Origin of the sequence: Rhodovulum sp. 12E13 (genome assembly GCF_003340565.1) — a bacterium.
In the GTDB taxonomy this organism is placed as follows: Bacteria; Pseudomonadota; Alphaproteobacteria; order Rhodobacterales; family Rhodobacteraceae; genus HLUCCA09.
Genome location: NZ_QPLK01000001.1, coordinates 77,806 through 94,070, shown reverse-complemented (window position 1 = coordinate 94,070; position 16,265 = coordinate 77,806). Strand labels below are relative to the sequence as shown.

16 protein-coding genes are annotated in these 16,265 nt (G+C 69.5%); 7 read left to right on the top strand and 9 right to left on the bottom strand.

The window, feature by feature from the left end:
* Positions 1-16: 16 nt before the first annotated feature.
* Positions 17-652 (bottom strand): nicotinate-nucleotide adenylyltransferase, encoded by a 636-nt coding sequence (locus DLJ49_RS00440; RefSeq protein WP_115391542.1) that lies wholly within the window; start codon positions 650-652, stop codon positions 17-19.
* Positions 653-978: 326 nt separating this feature from the next.
* On the opposite strand from DLJ49_RS00440, the gene DLJ49_RS00435 reads away from it, so the two are divergent.
* The 5 genes from DLJ49_RS00435 to DLJ49_RS00420 all read left to right on the top strand — a co-directional run bounded on the left by DLJ49_RS00435 (position 979) and on the right by DLJ49_RS00420 (position 6,055).
* Positions 979-1,911, top strand: a complete 933-nt coding sequence (locus tag DLJ49_RS00435) for a serine protease family protein (protein WP_115391541.1) — start codon at positions 979-981, stop codon at positions 1,909-1,911.
* A gap of 327 nt (positions 1,912-2,238) precedes the next feature.
* A complete protein-coding gene (gene ettA / locus DLJ49_RS00430; RefSeq protein WP_115391540.1) occupies positions 2,239-3,891 on the top strand; it encodes an energy-dependent translational throttle protein EttA in 1,653 nt (550 codons plus the stop codon).
* A 4-nt stretch (positions 3,892-3,895) separates the two neighbouring features.
* The gene (locus DLJ49_RS00425; RefSeq protein ID WP_158547355.1) at positions 3,896-5,239 is read left to right on the top strand and encodes an AAA family ATPase; all 1,344 of its coding nucleotides are present in this window, start codon (positions 3,896-3,898) and stop codon (positions 5,237-5,239) included.
* Positions 5,239-5,676: a hypothetical protein gene (locus tag DLJ49_RS21395; protein ID WP_147277245.1), complete on the top strand. Its 438-nt coding sequence runs from the start codon at positions 5,239-5,241 to the stop codon at positions 5,674-5,676. Before DLJ49_RS00425 ends, DLJ49_RS21395 begins: the two co-directional genes overlap by 1 nt.
* A 172-nt stretch (positions 5,677-5,848) precedes the next feature.
* Complete coding sequence (locus tag DLJ49_RS00420; protein ID WP_115391538.1) at positions 5,849-6,055, top strand: cold-shock protein; 207 nt, start codon at positions 5,849-5,851, stop codon at positions 6,053-6,055.
* 100 nt (positions 6,056-6,155) lie between these two features.
* Here DLJ49_RS00420 and DLJ49_RS00415 read toward each other — a convergent pair whose 3' ends face one another.
* The gene (locus DLJ49_RS00415) at positions 6,156-6,359 is read right to left on the bottom strand and encodes a dodecin family protein (RefSeq protein WP_115391537.1); all 204 of its coding nucleotides are present in this window, start codon (positions 6,357-6,359) and stop codon (positions 6,156-6,158) included.
* Between the two features lie 166 nt (positions 6,360-6,525).
* On the opposite strand from DLJ49_RS00415, the gene DLJ49_RS00410 reads away from it, so the two are divergent.
* The gene (locus tag DLJ49_RS00410) at positions 6,526-7,110 is read left to right on the top strand and encodes a transglycosylase SLT domain-containing protein (RefSeq protein ID WP_115391536.1); all 585 of its coding nucleotides are present in this window, start codon (positions 6,526-6,528) and stop codon (positions 7,108-7,110) included.
* 198 nt (positions 7,111-7,308) lie between these two features.
* On the opposite strand, the gene DLJ49_RS00405 is transcribed toward DLJ49_RS00410, so the two are convergent.
* The 4 genes from DLJ49_RS00405 to DLJ49_RS00390 all read right to left on the bottom strand — a co-directional run bounded on the left by DLJ49_RS00405 (position 7,309) and on the right by DLJ49_RS00390 (position 13,588).
* A complete protein-coding gene (locus DLJ49_RS00405) occupies positions 7,309-7,914 on the bottom strand; it encodes a LolA family protein (protein WP_115391771.1) in 606 nt (201 codons plus the stop codon).
* A 141-nt stretch (positions 7,915-8,055) separates the two neighbouring features.
* Positions 8,056-10,911, bottom strand: coding sequence for a DNA translocase FtsK (locus DLJ49_RS00400; RefSeq protein ID WP_115391535.1), 2,856 nt, complete (start codon positions 10,909-10,911; stop codon positions 8,056-8,058).
* Positions 10,911-12,125 (bottom strand): aminotransferase class I/II-fold pyridoxal phosphate-dependent enzyme, encoded by a 1,215-nt coding sequence (locus tag DLJ49_RS00395; RefSeq protein ID WP_115391534.1) that lies wholly within the window; start codon positions 12,123-12,125, stop codon positions 10,911-10,913. The genes DLJ49_RS00400 and DLJ49_RS00395 overlap by 1 nt, the downstream gene beginning before the upstream one ends.
* A gap of 134 nt (positions 12,126-12,259) precedes the next feature.
* Positions 12,260-13,588, bottom strand: a complete 1,329-nt coding sequence (locus tag DLJ49_RS00390; RefSeq protein ID WP_115391533.1) for an amidase — start codon at positions 13,586-13,588, stop codon at positions 12,260-12,262.
* A gap of 106 nt (positions 13,589-13,694) precedes the next feature.
* Here DLJ49_RS00390 and DLJ49_RS00385 point away from each other — a divergent pair, with 106 nt between their 5' ends.
* A complete protein-coding gene (locus DLJ49_RS00385) occupies positions 13,695-14,921 on the top strand; it encodes a UbiH/UbiF/VisC/COQ6 family ubiquinone biosynthesis hydroxylase (protein WP_115391532.1) in 1,227 nt (408 codons plus the stop codon).
* 21 nt (positions 14,922-14,942) lie between these two features.
* Here DLJ49_RS00385 and DLJ49_RS00380 read toward each other — a convergent pair whose 3' ends face one another.
* The 3 genes from DLJ49_RS00380 to DLJ49_RS00370 form a co-directional block, all read right to left on the bottom strand.
* Positions 14,943-15,260, bottom strand: coding sequence for a hypothetical protein (locus tag DLJ49_RS00380; RefSeq protein WP_115391531.1), 318 nt, complete (start codon positions 15,258-15,260; stop codon positions 14,943-14,945).
* 117 nt (positions 15,261-15,377) lie between these two features.
* On the bottom strand, positions 15,378-15,530 hold the full coding sequence (locus tag DLJ49_RS00375; protein ID WP_233488609.1) for a Trm112 family protein: 153 nt from the start codon (positions 15,528-15,530) through the stop codon (positions 15,378-15,380).
* 71 nt (positions 15,531-15,601) lie between these two features.
* Positions 15,602-16,252 carry an LON peptidase substrate-binding domain-containing protein gene (locus DLJ49_RS00370; protein ID WP_115391770.1) on the bottom strand — a complete coding sequence of 217 codons (651 nt, stop codon included), beginning with the start codon at positions 16,250-16,252 and terminating at the stop codon, positions 15,602-15,604.
* Between the last annotated feature and the right edge of the window lie 13 nt (positions 16,253-16,265).

The window sequence follows — 16,265 nt, the reverse complement described above, 5'->3', positions numbered from 1 at the left end:
TGGCCGTGACGCGCCCTCACCATTCGCCCCGAGCCCGGATCGCGGTGGAGGACTCGCCTCGCATCGGCACGTTGACGAAACACCAGGCGGGGGGCGCCGTCTCGGCCAGCAGCGGCGCGCACCGGGCGGGCAGCCGGCGGTCGGCGTAGCGCGCGGCGGCCACGGAGGCGCGGGCGGGCAGGCGGTGCCCGGGCCGGGCCAGCACGCCCACGGGGACGTGGCGCATGATCCATACCCACCTGTCCCAGCGGTGGAACTGGGCGAGATTGTCGGCGCCCATCAGCCAGATGAAGCGCTGCCGGGGCCGCGCGCGCAGAAGGTGCTCGAGCGTTTGAGCGGTGTAGCGGGTGCCGATGCGCGCCTCGACGTCGGTGACATGCACCCTCGGATGGCGGATCGCCCGCCGGGCGGCCGCCATCCGCTGCGCGAGCGGCGCGGGGCCGTCGGCCTTGAGCGGGTTGCCGGGGCTCACGAGCCACCACACCGCATCGAGCCGAAAGCGCTTGAGGGCCTCCAGGGTGATGTGGACATGGCCCGTATGGGGCGGATCGAACGAGCCGCCCAGCAGGCCGATGCGCTGGCCCGGCCCGGCGAGGGGCAGGCCGAGGGCCGCGCCGCGCGCGGCTCCGGCAGAGGGTCGGGCTGATGGCATGGCTCGCCCTCCGCGGCGGCATTGCGCGTTCGAAGGGTCGTCTTGCGGCGCGGGCGCCCCGGTGTCAACGCGCCCTCCCGAGCGACGGCGGCGCCGAGGGCGCGCAGGGCGCGGGCCGCCCCTCCGTGTCGCGCCGCTCCTTATCCCCCCTGCCCTGTATCCCCGTGCTCCGGGCCCTCCTCCTCCGGGTCTGCCTGCTCCGCTCACCTCCTTGCCCGCCTCACCTCGCCGCCAGCTGCCCCGGCGCCCGGCCGGCCTGCCCTCGCCCCGACGCGCCCCGCAACACGCTGGACGGGCGACACCCTGCCGCCTAGCATCCGCCGCCGATGATCCGCCCGCCCCTGCATCTGTGCCGCTCCGCCGCGTTCGCCCTTGCGCTCGTCCTTGCGTGGGTACACGCCGCCCCGACACGGGCGGAGGGACCTGTCGCGCGGCTCTCCGACGCCGACCGGCTGGCGCCCGATGCCGCCGGCCTCGCGCGCAACGCCGTCGTTGCCGTAGGCGGGTGTGCGGGCGCCCTGATCGCCCCCGACAAGGTGCTCACGGCCGCCCATTGCTTCGGCCCGTCCAGGCGGCTGCCGCGGCCCACCGGCGCCCCGCTGCAGGAATGCGGGCCGCTGGCCGATCACGAGCGCGTGCAGGGCCCCACATGGGAAGACGGCTACCGCTGGTATGACGCGCAGGGCACGCCGCGCATCCGTGTCGGCGTGTCGAGCGTGGCGCCCGATTTCGAGACGCGGGTCGCCGGCTACTCGCTGCCCCGCTGCGCCGACATGGCGCTCCTGCGTCTGGCGGATCCGGTGCCGCCGGATATCGCCCGCCCTCTGCCGGTGCTGACCGGAATGCCCCCCGGCGGCCGCCTGCCCGAGCGCACCGGCCTGCGCCACGCCAGCTACGCAAGGCAGGAAGGCGACCCGCCCCCCGCCAGGCACCGCGCCACCGGGCCCGTCGCCTACTGGGGCGAAAACGCCTGCGTGATCCTCGGCCTGCCGCCCGTGCGGGCCGACGGGTATCGCCTTGCGACCGGAGATTCGGGCGCGCCGCTGCTCATGCGCGACCGCGACGGCGCCGAGGTCGTGGCGGGCGTGCTGTTCGTCATCGGCCAGCCCGACCGCGCGGCCTGCGGCGAGATCCGCCCGGCCCCGCGCGAGCAATACGGGTCATGGACCCCGACCTGGCGCCCGCCCGTCCCCGGCACGCCCTCGCTCGACATCGGCGCCTGGCTGCGCCGCATGGCGCCCGAGGCCGAGCACCGGTGATCCCGGCCACAGGAGGGAGCCGCAGACGCGCCGCCCCAGCCTGCCGCCCGCGCGATCGCCATCCGACCGGGGGGGCGCGACGGGATCGGCCCTCTCGACGCCGGCACGCGGGACCGGCGCCGACCTGCGCGACGATCCGGCTGTCGCGCCCGCCCGGCCCGAAGCTGGCCGTCGGCCGCACACGCCCGGCCATGTCGCCCGGCGTGTCGCGCCTTGCGTCGGGCACTCGTGCACCCCGAGCGGCCGCACCCCGTCGGCGATCCGCCCCCGTTGCCCTCGCCCCGGCGCCCGTCTATCTGCGGAGTGTTCAACCCAGCGGAGGAAGGCATGGCCCAGAAGTTCGTCTACCATATGGATGGCGTGTCCAAGACCTATCCGGGCGGCAAGACCACCTTCGAGAACATCCGGCTCAACTTCCTGCCCGGCGTGAAGATCGGCGTCGTGGGCGTCAACGGCGCCGGCAAGTCGACCCTGCTGCGGATCATGGCCGGCTGGGACACCGACTTCAGTGGCGAGGCCTGGGCGGCCGAGGGCGCCAAGGTGGGCTACCTCCCGCAGGAGCCCGAGCTCGACCCCGCCCTCAACGTCCGTGGCAACGTGATGGAAGGGGTGGCCGACAAGCGCGCCAAGCTGGAGCGCTTCAACGAGCTGGCCATGAACTACTCCGACGAGACGGCCGACGAGATGGCCCAGCTCCAGGACGAGATCGACAGCCAGAACCTGTGGGATCTCGACAGCCAGATCGACGTCGCGATGGAGGCGCTGCGCTGCCCCCCCGACGAGGCGATGCCCGACAACCTCTCGGGCGGCGAGCGCCGCCGCGTCGCGCTCTGCAAGCTCCTGCTTGAAGCGCCCGACATGCTGCTCCTCGACGAGCCCACCAACCACCTCGACGCCGAGACGGTCGCCTGGCTGCAGCAGCACCTGATCGACTACAAGGGCACCTGCCTGATCGTCACCCACGACCGCTACTTCCTCGACGACATCACCGGCTGGATCCTCGAGCTCGACCGCGGCCGCGGCATCCCCTACGAGGGCAACTACTCCTCCTGGCTCGAGCAGAAGGCCAAGCGGCTCGCCCAGGAGGCGCGAGAGGACAAGGCCCGGCAGAAGACGCTCGAGCGCGAGCTCGAATGGATCCGCGCCGGCGCCAAGGCCCGGCAGGCAAAGTCCAAGGCCCGCATCGCCTCGTACGAGAAGATGGCCGCCCAGTCAGAGCGCGAGCGCGTCGGCAAGGCGCAGATCGTCATCCCCAACGGCCCCCGCCTCGGCGCCAAGGTGATCGAGGTGGAAAACCTCTCCAAGGCCTACGGCGACCGCCTGCTGATCGAGAACCTGTCGTTCTCGCTCCCCCCCGGCGGCATCGTCGGCGTGATCGGCCCCAACGGCGCCGGCAAGTCGACCCTCTTCCGCATGCTCACCGGGCAGGAGCAGCCCGATTCGGGCACCATCGAGACGGGCGACACCGTGCAGCTCTCCTATGTCGACCAGTCGCGCGACGCGCTCGACGCCGACCACACGGTGTGGGAAGAGATCTCGGGCGGCGCCGAGCTGATCGACCTCGGCGACGCGCAGATGAACTCCCGCGCCTATTGCGGGGCGTTCAACTTCAAGGGCGGCGACCAGCAGAAGAAGGTGGGGCTGCTCTCGGGCGGCGAGCGCAACCGCGTCCACATGGCCAAGCTGCTGAAATCGGGCGGCAACGTGCTGCTGCTCGACGAGCCCACCAACGACCTCGACGTCGAGACGCTGCGGGCGCTGGAAGACGCGCTGGAGGATTTCGCCGGCTGCGCCGTGATCATCAGCCACGACCGCTTCTTCCTCGACCGCCTCTGCACCCACATCCTCGCCTTCGAGGGCGAGGCCCACGTGGAGTGGTTCGAGGGCAACTTCGAGGCTTACGAAGAAGACAAGATCCGCCGGCTGGGCCCCGACGCGGTGGAGCCGACGCGGGTGAAGTACAAGAAGTTTGCGAGGTAGGACGTTGGCTTTTGAAGTGGCTTTTCAGAACTTCCGTGGCTTTCACCACCAGAAGTTTTCGAGCGTACGCCCAATTACCATCCTTGTTGGCGAGAATAGCGCAGGAAAAACTTCTTTTCTGGCCGGCGTCAAATATCTTTTGGATTTTGTGTCCACTAACAAAGAGCCAGACTTTAACGCCGACCCCTTCCAACTAGGCACATTTGACCAAATATCGCATTTCCGTGGCGGCCGAGGCGGAAGGGCAAGATCGTTCTCCCTTGTCCTGCGGCAAACACTAGTCCTCCGAAAGTCAAGGAGATCGGAGACATCCGGTCGCTTCGAAGTCACTCTTACATTGAGTTTTTCTAGCGCGGACTCCAATGCAGCCCTAAGCTCAGTAAAGATCGAGTCCAACGGAAAAGCCATTGAAGCCACCAGCACGCCAGAAGGGCTTCGAATTTCTTTCGTCTCGAAGAGGAATGAGAGATTTCTTTTGGACGAACCCTCTTCGCTACCTCCAGTGACACGTTTTGAGCTTGCCCGGTATTGGCCGTTTCTCATTAGAGACATTCGGTACAGAATTGGAAGGAGAGAAACGGCGCAGGCTGACTTCGTTCGTGACGACATTGAGCGATCAATTTCTGAGCTCTCCGATCTAGCAGATGCAATAACGATGCGCTCTACCCCGGTTGGGGACGCTACTTCTGCAATTCGAACCAAGCCGCACCGCACATATACTCCAGGGACGGAGAGCGAAGATGGCGAAGGCTCACATGTTCCTTACGAAATCGCCAGGCTTTACCGATCGCGAAACAGAAATGAGGAAGACTGGAATGAGCTCAAGACCGCGATTGAGAAATTCGGTCAGCAATCAGAAATGTTCAGGGAGTTTCATGTAAAATCGTTTGGGCAAACGGCTAGCGATCCGTTTCAGCTTCAGTTTTCCAACGACGGCCCGCGAATGAACTTGATGGACCTTGGCTATGGGACCAGTCAAGTTCTGCCAATCCTGTACGGCGTAGAGCGCCTAAAACGGCGAAACTATTACCTAGTACAGCAACCCGAAGTTCACCTTCATCCGAAAGCCCAAGCCGCGCTGGGGCAGTATTTTGTCGAGGCCCATGCGAAAAGAGGTATTAACTTCATTATTGAGACACATAGCGATTATATCCTTGATCGGATCAGAATGGCTGTCGCGAGAAACGAGATCGACTCCGAAGACATTTCGCTTCTATTCTTCCGCCGAAATCGTCTAGATAACGCCATTGAAGAAATAGGAATCGACGAGAATGGCGATCCGGTGTCGCCCCCAGAGGAGTATCGCTCGTTCTTTAGGGATGAACAATTGAGATCGCTTGGCCTCTGATGCCAATCATCATCGACAACAACAGGCGTTCAGACTTCACTGATACGCCATGCAATGCGGCGGTCACGGTTCTCCGCAGAATTGCGCAAAAGCGGGTGCGCATTTCAGTGTGTAGAGCACTACTGCAAGAGTTCTCTTGTGACCAAAAGTTCGTCGCGCTTCTCGCAGAGTGGGCCCGCCAAGGGCTCTTGGACAGAGTAGACGAACGACTTTACGAAGTGGAGTACGATAAAGTGGTAAAACTTGGGCATCGGTCAGACGATGAGCATATTCTTGCACTGGCAAGGGCATGCGGAACCCGGCTCCTCTATACCGAAGATGGAGACTTAATCGCGGATTTCAAGGATCGGTCGATAATATGCCCCCGCGGGAAAGTCTTCCAATCCTCAACTCGCCGCGACATCGTTTTGTCGCTGATTGATCGGTTAGGTAGTTGACGCGATAACTGACGCTGACCGCTTGCCAACCGCCCCCTAACCTGCCATACCTCTCCTCGCTACGTTACGCCTTTCGATCTCCTGCCTCTCTTCCCGAGCGTCAGTTCTGTCGACAGCCCTGACGCGCCGGGCCGCCGCATCCTGCGGGCGGCAGAGTATAGGAGAAATCACGATGGCCACTGGCACCGTGAAATGGTTCAACACCACCAAAGGCTTCGGCTTCATCCAGCCCGACCAGGGCGGCAAGGACGTGTTCGTCCACATCAGCGCCGTCGAGCGCTCGGGCCTGACCGGCCTCGCCGACGACCAAAAGGTCACCTATGACCTCGAGACGGGCCGCGACGGCCGCCAGTCGGCCGGCAACCTCGCTCTCGCCTGATCCTCGCGCCGCCGCGCCCCCGGCGCGGCCGCAGCGCACGCAATGATCGCCGCGCCCGGCCCCCGGGCGCGGCGTTATCGTCTCCGGCCGGGCCGCGCGCTCAGTCGTCGAGCACGAAGGTCACGGCCATGTTGACCCTGTAGCCCTTGACCGCGCCATTCTCGACCTGGACGTTCATGTCCTTGATCCAGCAGCCCTCGACGTTGCGGAGCGTCTTGTTGGCCCGCTCGATGCCCGCCTTCACCGCCTCGTCGAAGCTCTCGGGCGAGGTCGCCGAGATTTCCGTCACGCGCGCTACCGACATGGGTCTTCCTCCTTCTCGCTCTGCTGTCGCAGCGGCAACGGCCGGCGGCCCCCCTTGTTCCGTGCCCGGCGGCGTCGCGGGGCAGCGTGCGTCGTTTCCTTCGCGGCCGATCTGGGCTAGACTGGCCCGAGAAGAATCCGGTCACGCAAGAACACGGACAGGCAGGATGAGCAGACATTACGTGGTGCTGGCGCTCGCGCTGGCCCTCATGGGCTGCGGCGGCGGCAGCAAGACCCCGCCCAGCGACCTCGACAACGCGTGCAACATCGTCGCCGAGCGGCCCCAGTACCTGCGCGCGATGAAGCGCACCGAGCGCAACTGGGGCGTGCCTGTGCCGGTGCAGATGGCGATCATCCACCAGGAGAGCAAGTTCGACGGCGACGCCGAGACGCCCTTCCGGTGGGAGCTCGGCGTGATCCCCGTCGGCCGGGTCTCGACCGCCTACGGCTATTCGCAGGCCCTCGATGGGACGTGGGACGAGTATCGCGAGCTGACCGGCAACCGCCGCGCCCGGCGCGACCGCATCCGCGACGCGACAGACTTCATGGGCTGGTACATGACCGAGACCGAGCGGCGCCTCGGCATCCCCCTGTCCGACACGCGGCGGCAATACCTCGCCTATCACGACGGCTGGACGGGCTATGCAAGGGGCACCTACAACGCGAAAGGCTGGCTGTTGAACGTGTCGAACCGGGTCGCCGCCCGCGCCCAGACCTACGAATCGCAACTGCGGGCCTGCCGCAGGCTTTAGGCGGACCAACGCCGTCGCCCGGCCCCTGCCGCGCCGGCAGGGGCGCCGCCGGTCAGCGAGGCGGTCGGGTCGCCCGGGCGGACGGGCGCCAGCGGCGAGCGTTACCTTTCCGCTCTGCGCGGCGATGGCGGTGGTCTGCTTCGGCGCGTCCTTGCACGTCGGCCGGGCGAGCGGGCCACTCGCCGCCAGCCGCGCGCCCTAGCGCAAGCCGCGGGCCTGCGCCTCCTGCACGATGTTGAACATCCGCGAGCCGAGGCTCACCCCGGTCTCGAGGCGCCCGAGCACCACGGTCGTCTCCTGCCCCGCCTCGTCGGTGATGACCCACTGGCGCAGCTCCACCGGATCGTCGGTGAAGACGAGGCGGATCGTGCCGATCTCCGGGCGCTCTGGATCCTGCGCGGTGACCGAGGTCGTGGTGCCGTCGCTCGCATGCGCCACGACCATCCCCGAGCGGCCGAGGTCGACCTGGCGCGCCAGGATCAGGTTGAGCGGCGTCTGACGCAGGGGGAACTGCTCTGGCCCGGTGTTCGACTTGCCGTCGAAGATGGCGACCTGCCCGCCGCCGGCCATCACCAGGCTCTCGTCGGGCGGCGCATATTCGAACCGGACGCGGCCGGGCCGGCGGATGAAGATCGTGCCGGTCGAGATCGTGCCGTCGGCGTTGATCTGGGTGAATTCGCCCCGCGCCGTCTCGATGGCGTTGAGATAGGCCGAGAGCTCGGCGAGGGGAATCTTCGCCGCCGCCGCCCGTGGCAGGGCGGCGAAAGCGGCCGTGGCGGCGAGGAGCCTTCTGCGCGTCAACATGATGCGAAGATAGGGGATGGGTCGGGCGCGCGCATCCCCGTCGTTCATCACGGGCAGGTCAGCGAGCGGAAAGGCGCGCGAGCGCCGAGCCGCCTCGACATTCGGACGGTGCGGGCCGCGGGCGCCTCGCCACCGCCCGGATCAGGGCTCAGGGACGAGGATCTCGCGCTTGCCGACGGAGTTGGACGGGCCGACGACGCCGTTTTCCTCCATCTGCTCCACGAGGCGCGCAGCCTTGTTGTAGCCTATGGCGAGCTTGCGCTGGATGTAGGAGGTCGAGCACTTCCGGTCCTTGGCGACGATGGCCACCGCCTGGTCGTAGAGCGCGTCGTCGCCTCCGGTGTTGCCGCCGGTCGAAAGCCCCAGCACCGCGTCGATGTCGCTCTCGCGGTCCTCGTCGGGGCCCTCGAGCACGCTGCCCACATAGACGGGCGGCCCCCACGCCTTGAGGTGGCTCACGATCTCCTCCACCTCCTCGTCCGACACGAAGGGGCCGTGCACGCGGCTGATCCGCCCGCCGCCGGCCATGTGGAGCATGTCGCCCATGCCCAGAAGTTGCTCGGCCCCCATCTCGCCCAGGATGGTGCGGCTGTCGATCTTCGACGTCACCTGGAAGGAGATGCGCGTGGGGAAGTTGGCCTTGATCGTCCCGGTGATGACGTCGACCGAGGGGCGCTGCGTGGCCATGATGAGATGGATGCCCGAGGCGCGCGCCATCTGCGCCAGGCGCTGGATGCAGGCCTCGATCTCCTTGCCGGCGACCATCATCAGGTCGGCCATCTCGTCGACGATGACCACGATGTAGGGCAGCTTCTCCGGCGCGAACTCTTCCGTTTCGAACACGGGCTCGCCGGTCTCGTCGTCGAAGCCGGTCTGCACGGTGCGGGAGAACATCTCGCCGCGGTCGAGCGCGTCCTGCACCCGGCCGTTGTAGCCCTCGATGTTGCGAACCCCCATCTTCGACATCTTGCGGTAACGCTCCTCCATCTCGGCCACGACCCATTTCAGGGCCACGACAGCCTTCTTGGGGTCCGTCACGACGGGAGAGAGCAGGTGCGGGATGCCGTCGTAGACGGACAGTTCCAGCATCTTGGGGTCGATCATGATGAGGCGGCACTCGTCGGGCGTCAGGCGATAGAGCAGCGAGAGGATCATCGTGTTGATCGCCACCGACTTGCCCGAGCCGGTGGTGCCCGCGATCAGCAGGTGGGGCATCTTGGCGAGGTTGGCCACGACCGGCGTGCCGTCGATGTTCTTGCCCAGCGCGAGCGGCAGCTTGGCCGAGCTGTCGCCGTAGTCGCGCGTCGACAGGAGCTCGCGCAGCAGCACCTTCTCGCGATGGGCGTTGGGCAGCTCGATCCCGATCACCGAGCGGCCCGGCACGGTCGAGACGCGGGCCGAGAGCGCCGACATCGAGCGCGCGATGTCGTCGGCCAGCCCGATCACGCGGCTGGCCTTGAGGCCCGGCGCGGGCTCGAGCTCGTACATCGTCACGACCGGGCCGGGTCGGACCGACACGATCTCGCCCTTGACGCCGTAATCGTCGAGCACCGTCTCGAGCATGCGGGCGTTTTCCTCGAGCGCCTCGTCGGGCAGGACGTGGCGGACCACCTTGTCGGGGCTCGTCAGCAGCGAGAGCGGCGGCACTTCGTAGGCGGCCTCGCCCGGGTCAAAGGCCAGCGCGGGCTGCGCCTCCTGCTGGGCCCGGCGTGACGGGGCGGGGCTGCGCCGCGGCGGGTGCTGGACGACGGCCCTCGGCTCCGGGGCGGGCGCGACGCGGGGCGCGGCAGCGACCGGCGGCTCGATCGGCTCTGTTCCGGCGGGCGCGTCTTCCCCGATGTCGGCCGGCTCGGGCACGGGAGCGGGGCGGGTGAGCGGCGGCTCGTCGACATCGAGCTGCGCCATCGGGGCCGAGGGCACGGCGCCCGGCACCTTGACCAGAAGCGGCTCCGGGCGGCGCGCACGCTGAACGGGCGGCTCGACCCGGCCGACCGGCTCGGGCTTGACGTTGCGGCCCGTGCGGGCGCGGGCGCGGATCGCGTCGGAGATGCGCGCGCGGATGCGGTCGTCGGTTGGCGCGTCTTCGTCGTCCATCGCCGGCGGCTCGGGGCGGGGCGGCAGCTCGGGCTCGGGCGGGCGGCGCACCAGGGTCGAGACCGAGGCGATGAGCCCGCCGCGGCCGCCCTTCTCGCGGCGCGTGACCGGCGGCTCGGCAGCGGGGGCGCGCAGCGGCGGCGCGGAGAAATCCTCTTCCGTGTCGGCCAATGCGCGCTCGGCCGGCTCGGGCTCGGCCGCGGCGCGCTCGGCCCGGCGGGCGGCGAGGCCCCGGGCGGCGTCGCGCGTCCTCGACATGCCGAGGCCGAGCATGTGGCGCACCCCGGCATAGGCCAGAACGAGGCCGTAGAGCGTGAAGCGGCCGGCCCGCCCGAGCTCGGCCCTGGTAAAGCCGGTGACGAAGAGCGACAGCGCGAGCGTCCCCAGCCCGATCGGCACCGCGAGCAGGCGCAGCCCCTCGGCCGCCTGCACCGGCAGGATGTTGAGCAGCGCGCCCAGCACCGTGTCGCCAAACAGCCCGCCGAGGCCGAAGGAATGCACCCACCCTGCGGCGGGCACCAGCGTCGAGGCGTAGACCGAGGCTGCCGCCACCGCGATCGGGGCGAAGATCGCCCGCGAGAGCGCCCGGTCGGCGCCGACATTGGCCAGCAGGCGCGCGCCCCAGACACCGAGCGTCGCCGCGATCAGCCACGCCCCGAACCCCACGATCAGAAACAGCGGCGCCGCCACGGAGGCGCCGAAACGGCCCAGCCAGTTCTCGGCGGGCGCGTCGGTCGCCGAAAAGAACGAAGCGTCATCGGGCACGTAGCTGACGAGCGCCCCCGCGCAGGCCAGCCCCCCGCCCAGGAGGATCAGGCCGAGGAGTTCGCGCCCCCGCTTCTCGATGGCCGCCTGCATGGCGCTGTCGAGGAGCGGATCGCGCTGGTTCGTCGGATAAGCCATCACCCTGTCCCTTCGGTCTCGAACACCTCGCGCAGGGCGGTGAGGCCCCGCGCCACCTCGTCCGCGCCGGCCACCATCGCCACGCGAACGTATCTCTCCCCCGGGTTGCCCCGCGCCGTGTCGCGGCTGAGATAGGTGCCCGGCAGCACCCGCACCCCGGCCCTCTCCCACGCCGCGAGCGTGGCCGCCTCGCCGTCGGCGAAGCCCTGCGGCACCGGCAGCCAGAGGAAAAAGCCGCCCGCCGGCGCGTGGTAGCCCGGCCAGTCGCCCCAGATCCCGTCGGCCAGCCGGAACTTCTCGTGGTAGAGCGCCAGCGAGGCCGCGACATGCGCCTCGTCGCGCCACGCCGCCTCGGCCGCGTGCTGGATGGGCAGCGGCAGCGGCGCGCCGGCATAGCTGCGCAACTGCCGGATGCGGGCGATATTGGCGGCACCCGAGGCGAGGAAGCCTGCGCGCAGGCCCGGCAGGTTCGACCGCTTCGACAGCGAATGGAAGATCACCACGCGCTCGCGCGGCAGGCCCATTCCCTCGGCCACCTGCCATGCCCCGGGCGGCGGGGCGTCACGCCAGATTTCGGAATAGCACTCGTCGGCGAAGACGAGGAAGTCATGCTTTTCGGCGAGCCCGAGCAGGCGCCGCCAATAGGCCTCGTCGGCCACGGCGCCCTGCGGGTTCGACGGCGAGCAGAGCCAGGCGATGGCGGTGCGGTCGAGCACATCTTCCGGCAAGCTCTCGAAATCCGGCAGAAAGCCCGTCTCGGCGGTGGCGTTGACATAGACGGGCTCGGCGCCCACCGCGAGCGCGGCCACCGCGTAGACCTGGTAGAACGGGTTCGGGATGAGCATGGCGGGCGTGCCGCCCTTCCGCTCCGGGCAAAGCGCCAGCGCGGCGTTGAACAGCCCCTCGCGGGTGCCATTGACGACCTGCACTTCTGTCTCGGGATCGGCCGGCACGCCGTAGCGGCGGCCCAGCCATTCGCCGATCGCGCCGCGCAGCCCCGGCGTGCCCTCGTTCGGCGGATACTTCGCAAAGCCCGCCGCCTCGCGCGCCAGCACGTCGGGCACGAAGGCGGGCATCGGGTGGCGCGGCTCGCCGATGGTCATGTCGACGGGAGCGGCGCCCGAGGCACGACCGGGCGCACGGTCGCCCAGAAGGCGCCGCAGACGCGGAAACGCGTATTCCGGCAGGTCCGAGAACCGCTCAGGGGCCATCATGGGCGCAGGGCACCGCTCATCTTTGAAAACTGCCTCACAGCCGGGGCTTGTGCCGCCCCGTGCCGCGTCACCCTAGCCGCGCGGGCGGCGCCGGTCCAGCTTTGCGATGCGCGCGCGCCACCCTCTTGTGGCAATTAGGTCAGGAGGGGGGCGAGCGCCGCGCCGAGGCGCAGCAACCTCTTCTCCGACCGGGGCGGGCCCATCAGCGACAGCCCGCACGAGGGGTGGCCCGTGGGCAGGGTGAGCACGGCAAGGCCCATCAGGTTGCCGATGCGGGTATTGCGGAGGGTCAGAAGGTTCTCGGAGGTGAAGAGCGCATGGTCGCCCGCGACGTCGGCCTGCTTGGGCGGCAGCAGTGCGGCCGTGGGCACCACCACCGCGTCATGGCCCGCCGTGGCAGCGGCATAGGCGGCGCGCAGGCGGTCGAGCCTGTGCCACGCGGCGACGTAGTCGGCCGCGCCGTGGGCCTTGCCCGCGCGAAACCGCTCGCGCACGGGGGGGAACATCGCGTCGGGGTCGGTCTCGATCAGATGCCCCCAGGTGCCGTAGGTCTCGGGCGTGTAGAGGATGCCGGCGAGGTCCATCGCCTCGGCCACCTCGGGAACCGCCCCGTCCTCCACCGTCACGCCCCCGGCGCGCAGGCGGGAGAGGGCGTCGTCATGGGCGCGGGCCGGGGCCTCGCGGATATCCTCTTGCGCGCTTGTGGTCAGGTTCATCAGCCTGACCCCCGTGGCAGAGACCCCGCGCAGATCGGCCGGCCTGTCCCCCTCCAGCGCCGCGAGCAGCAGCGCGGCATCCTCGACCGTCCGGGTGAGCGGCCCCACGGTATCGAACCGCGCGGCGAGCGGCACCACGCCATCGAGCGGCAGGCGGCCCGAGGTGGTCTTGAGCCCCACGAGGTCGTTCCAGGCGGCCGGCACCCGCACCGATCCGCCGGTGTCGGAACCGATGCCGGCCGCGGCCAGCCCGAAGGCGACCGAGGCCGCCGCCCCGGAGGACGAGCCGCCCGACACCGCCTCGTGGTCGTTCACGCAGGGCGGGCTCTCGGTGACGGGGTTCAGTCCGAGGCCGGAGAAGGCGAGCTCTGTCATGTGGGTCTTGCCGAGGCAGATCAGGCCCTGCGCCGTGGCCGTCTGCAGCACCTGTGCGTCACGGTCGGGCGTGCGCCCCTTCAGCAGCGCCGTGCCGGCCTCGGTGGCGATCCCCGCCGTATCGAACAGGTCCTTCCAGCTGATCGGCACGCCGTCGAGCGGCGACTTTCGCAGGCCGCGCCGCGCCCGCTCGCGCGCCGCCTCGGCCTCGGCCCGGGCGCGGGCGGGGGTCGCACGAGCGTAGATGCGGCGGCGGAAGGGGTGCCCGTCGATGGCGTCGAGGAAGGCGTCGGTCAGCTCGACCGGGTCGATCCGCCCCGCCTCGATCCCGCGGCCGAGTTCCGCCGCGCTCATGCCCTGCCAGTCGCCCATGCGGCCTCTCCCTTGCTGCAGCCGCGACGCTAGCCGTCGCCACGATCGGGGACAATGCCGCACCGAGCGGCTTGGACATCGCGCGGCGCGGGCGTATGTCTCACGCATGGCATACGACCGCGACATCGTCATCGTGGGGGGCGGGCTGAACGGCTGCGCCCTCGCCCTCGCCTGCGCCCGTGCGGGCCTGTCTTCGGTCGTGATCGACCGGCTGCCGGCCGAGGTGCGGGGGGGCGACCGCTTCGACGGTCGCTCCTACGCGCTGGCGGCCGCCTCGCAGCGCCTGCTGGCGGCACTCGGGCTCTGGGCCCCGCTGCAGGGCGAGGCGCAGCCGATCCTCGAGATCAAGGCGAGCGACGGGCGGCCGGGCGAGGGCGCGGCGCCGTTCTTCCTGCATTTCGACGCGGCCGAGCTGGACGAAGGCCCGATGGGCTGGATGGTGGAGGATCGTCACCTGCGCCGTGCGCTCCTCGCCGCGATGGCGGAGGAGCCCCTGGTCGAGCATCGGCCCGGCGAGACGGTGGTGGCGCAATCGGTCGAGGGGATGGCCGCGGGCGTCGTGCTCGGGAGCGGCGTGCGGCTGACCGCGCCGCTGGTCGTGGGCGCCGACGGCAAGGCGAGCGGCACGGCCGAGCGCGCCGGGATACGGCGCACGGGCTGGGATTACGGGCAGACGGCGCTCGTCTGCGCGGTGGCGCACGAGCGGCCGCATCACGGTTGCGCGCATCAATTCTTCATGCCGGGCGGGCCGCTCGCGATCCTGCCGCTCACCGGCAACCGCTCCTCCATAGTGTGGAGCGAGCGGCGGGGGCTTGCGGAGCATATCGCGGGGCTGGACGATGCGGGCTTCCTCGAGGCGCTGCGCCCCCGTTTCGGCGACTTCCTGGGCGCGATCTCGCTGGCGGGCGACCGCTACTCCTACCCGCTCGGCCTCAGCCTCGCCGACCGGATCGTGGGCGAGCGGCTGGCGCTGGTGGGCGATGCCGCACAGAGCGTCCACCCCATCGCCGGGCAGGGCCTGAACCAGGGGCTGCGCGATATCGGCACGCTGGCCGAGGTGCTGGCCGAAGCGCGGCGGCGCGGCGAGGATATCGGCGCCGGCCAGGTGCTCGAGCGGCACCGGCGCTGGCGCAGCTTCGACCGGGCGGCGCTGGCGCTGGCGACCGATGGCTTCAACCGCCTGTTCTCCAACGACAACGCGCTGCTGCGCCTGGGCCGCGACCTCGGCATGGGCGTGCTGGGCCACCTGCCCGGGCTGCGCCGCCGTTTCGTGCGCGAGGCGGCCGGGCTCGCCGGCGACATGCCCCGCCTGCTGAAGGGTCAGCCGCTCTAGCGGCCCCTGCCCCGCGTTGGCTCAGGCGGGTTCGATCAGCCTGAGCGCATCCTCGCGCCTCGGGGCGGCCATCATCCCGTCGCCGTCGCGCGGCACGACCGTCACCCTATGGGTGACCTGCGTCTCCCAGAGAGCCGGGTCGCAGAGCACCGTATCGGGCAGCCGCTCGCGCCGGAAGACCGCGCGGCGAAAGCTCTGCACCTTTACCGTCGAGTCGACGCCCTCGACGGGCGCAGTGCCCGTCAGGAACTGCTCCCTGAGCGCCGCCTCGCGCTGGGCAAGACGGCGGATCTCGCCGCGGAGCCATGCCAGCTCGTCGGCCGGGTGCATGTTGTCCATCGCGCGCTCCTTACGCTGACCGGCCGGCTTCACCGGCATGACAACGGCAGGGTGCGCGATTCGCGGTTAACAGGAGGTTTCCGACGGGCGGGCACAGCGTCGCGCCCCGCGCTGCGCTCAATCGAGCTGGCGGGCCTCGTCGACCAGCATGACGGGGATGCCGCCGCGGATCGGGTAGGCGAGATGAGCGGCGCGAGAAATCAGCTCCTGCCGCTCGGCGTCGTAGCGCAGCGGCGCGTGGGTCTGCGGGCAGACCAGCGCCTCGAGCATCTTGCGGTCGTAGGGACTGCGGTGCAGGTCGTCGCCCCCGGCCTCGCCTTGCTCCTCCGGCGGCGCGTCGCTCATTGCACCACCTCGCCGCTCTGGTTGCCGCCGCCCCGCAGGGCGAACTCGATCAGGGTCACCAGCGTCTCGCGCCGGGTGGGCAGCGACGGCGCCTCGAGCAGGGCCTGCTTGTCCTCGACGTCGAAGGGGCAGAGCATCGAGAGCGAGTTGATCAGCAGCTCGTCCTCGGCCTCCTTCAGGCTGTCCCAGTCGGTCGAGAGCGAGCGCGCCGAAAAGAAGCGTGCCAGAAGATCGAGGAAGCGCTCGCGCTTGAAACCAGGGTCGTCCTCGGCGCCGCCGAGGTCGCGCTCGAAGCCCGACCACTCGACCTCGGCGCGCATGTAGGGTGTGAAGCCGTCGACCTCGTGAAGAAGCCGGAACCGCGATATGCCGGTCAGGGTAATCATGTAACGCCCGTCCTCCGTCTCGGAGAAGCCTGTGAGACGGCCGGCGCACCCGATCGTGTGAAGCCGGCGCTCGGCGCCATCGGGCACCTCGCGCGGCTGGACCATGCCGATCAGGCGTTCCTTGGTCTTCATGCAATCGTCGAGCATGGCAAGGTAGCGCGGCTCGAAGATGTGCAGCGGCAGGCGGGCACGCGGCAACAGCAGCGCACCGGGGAGGGGAAAGACCGGGATGGTCTGCGGCAGGTCGGCGGCGGAAATCATGGACATGAGGTAG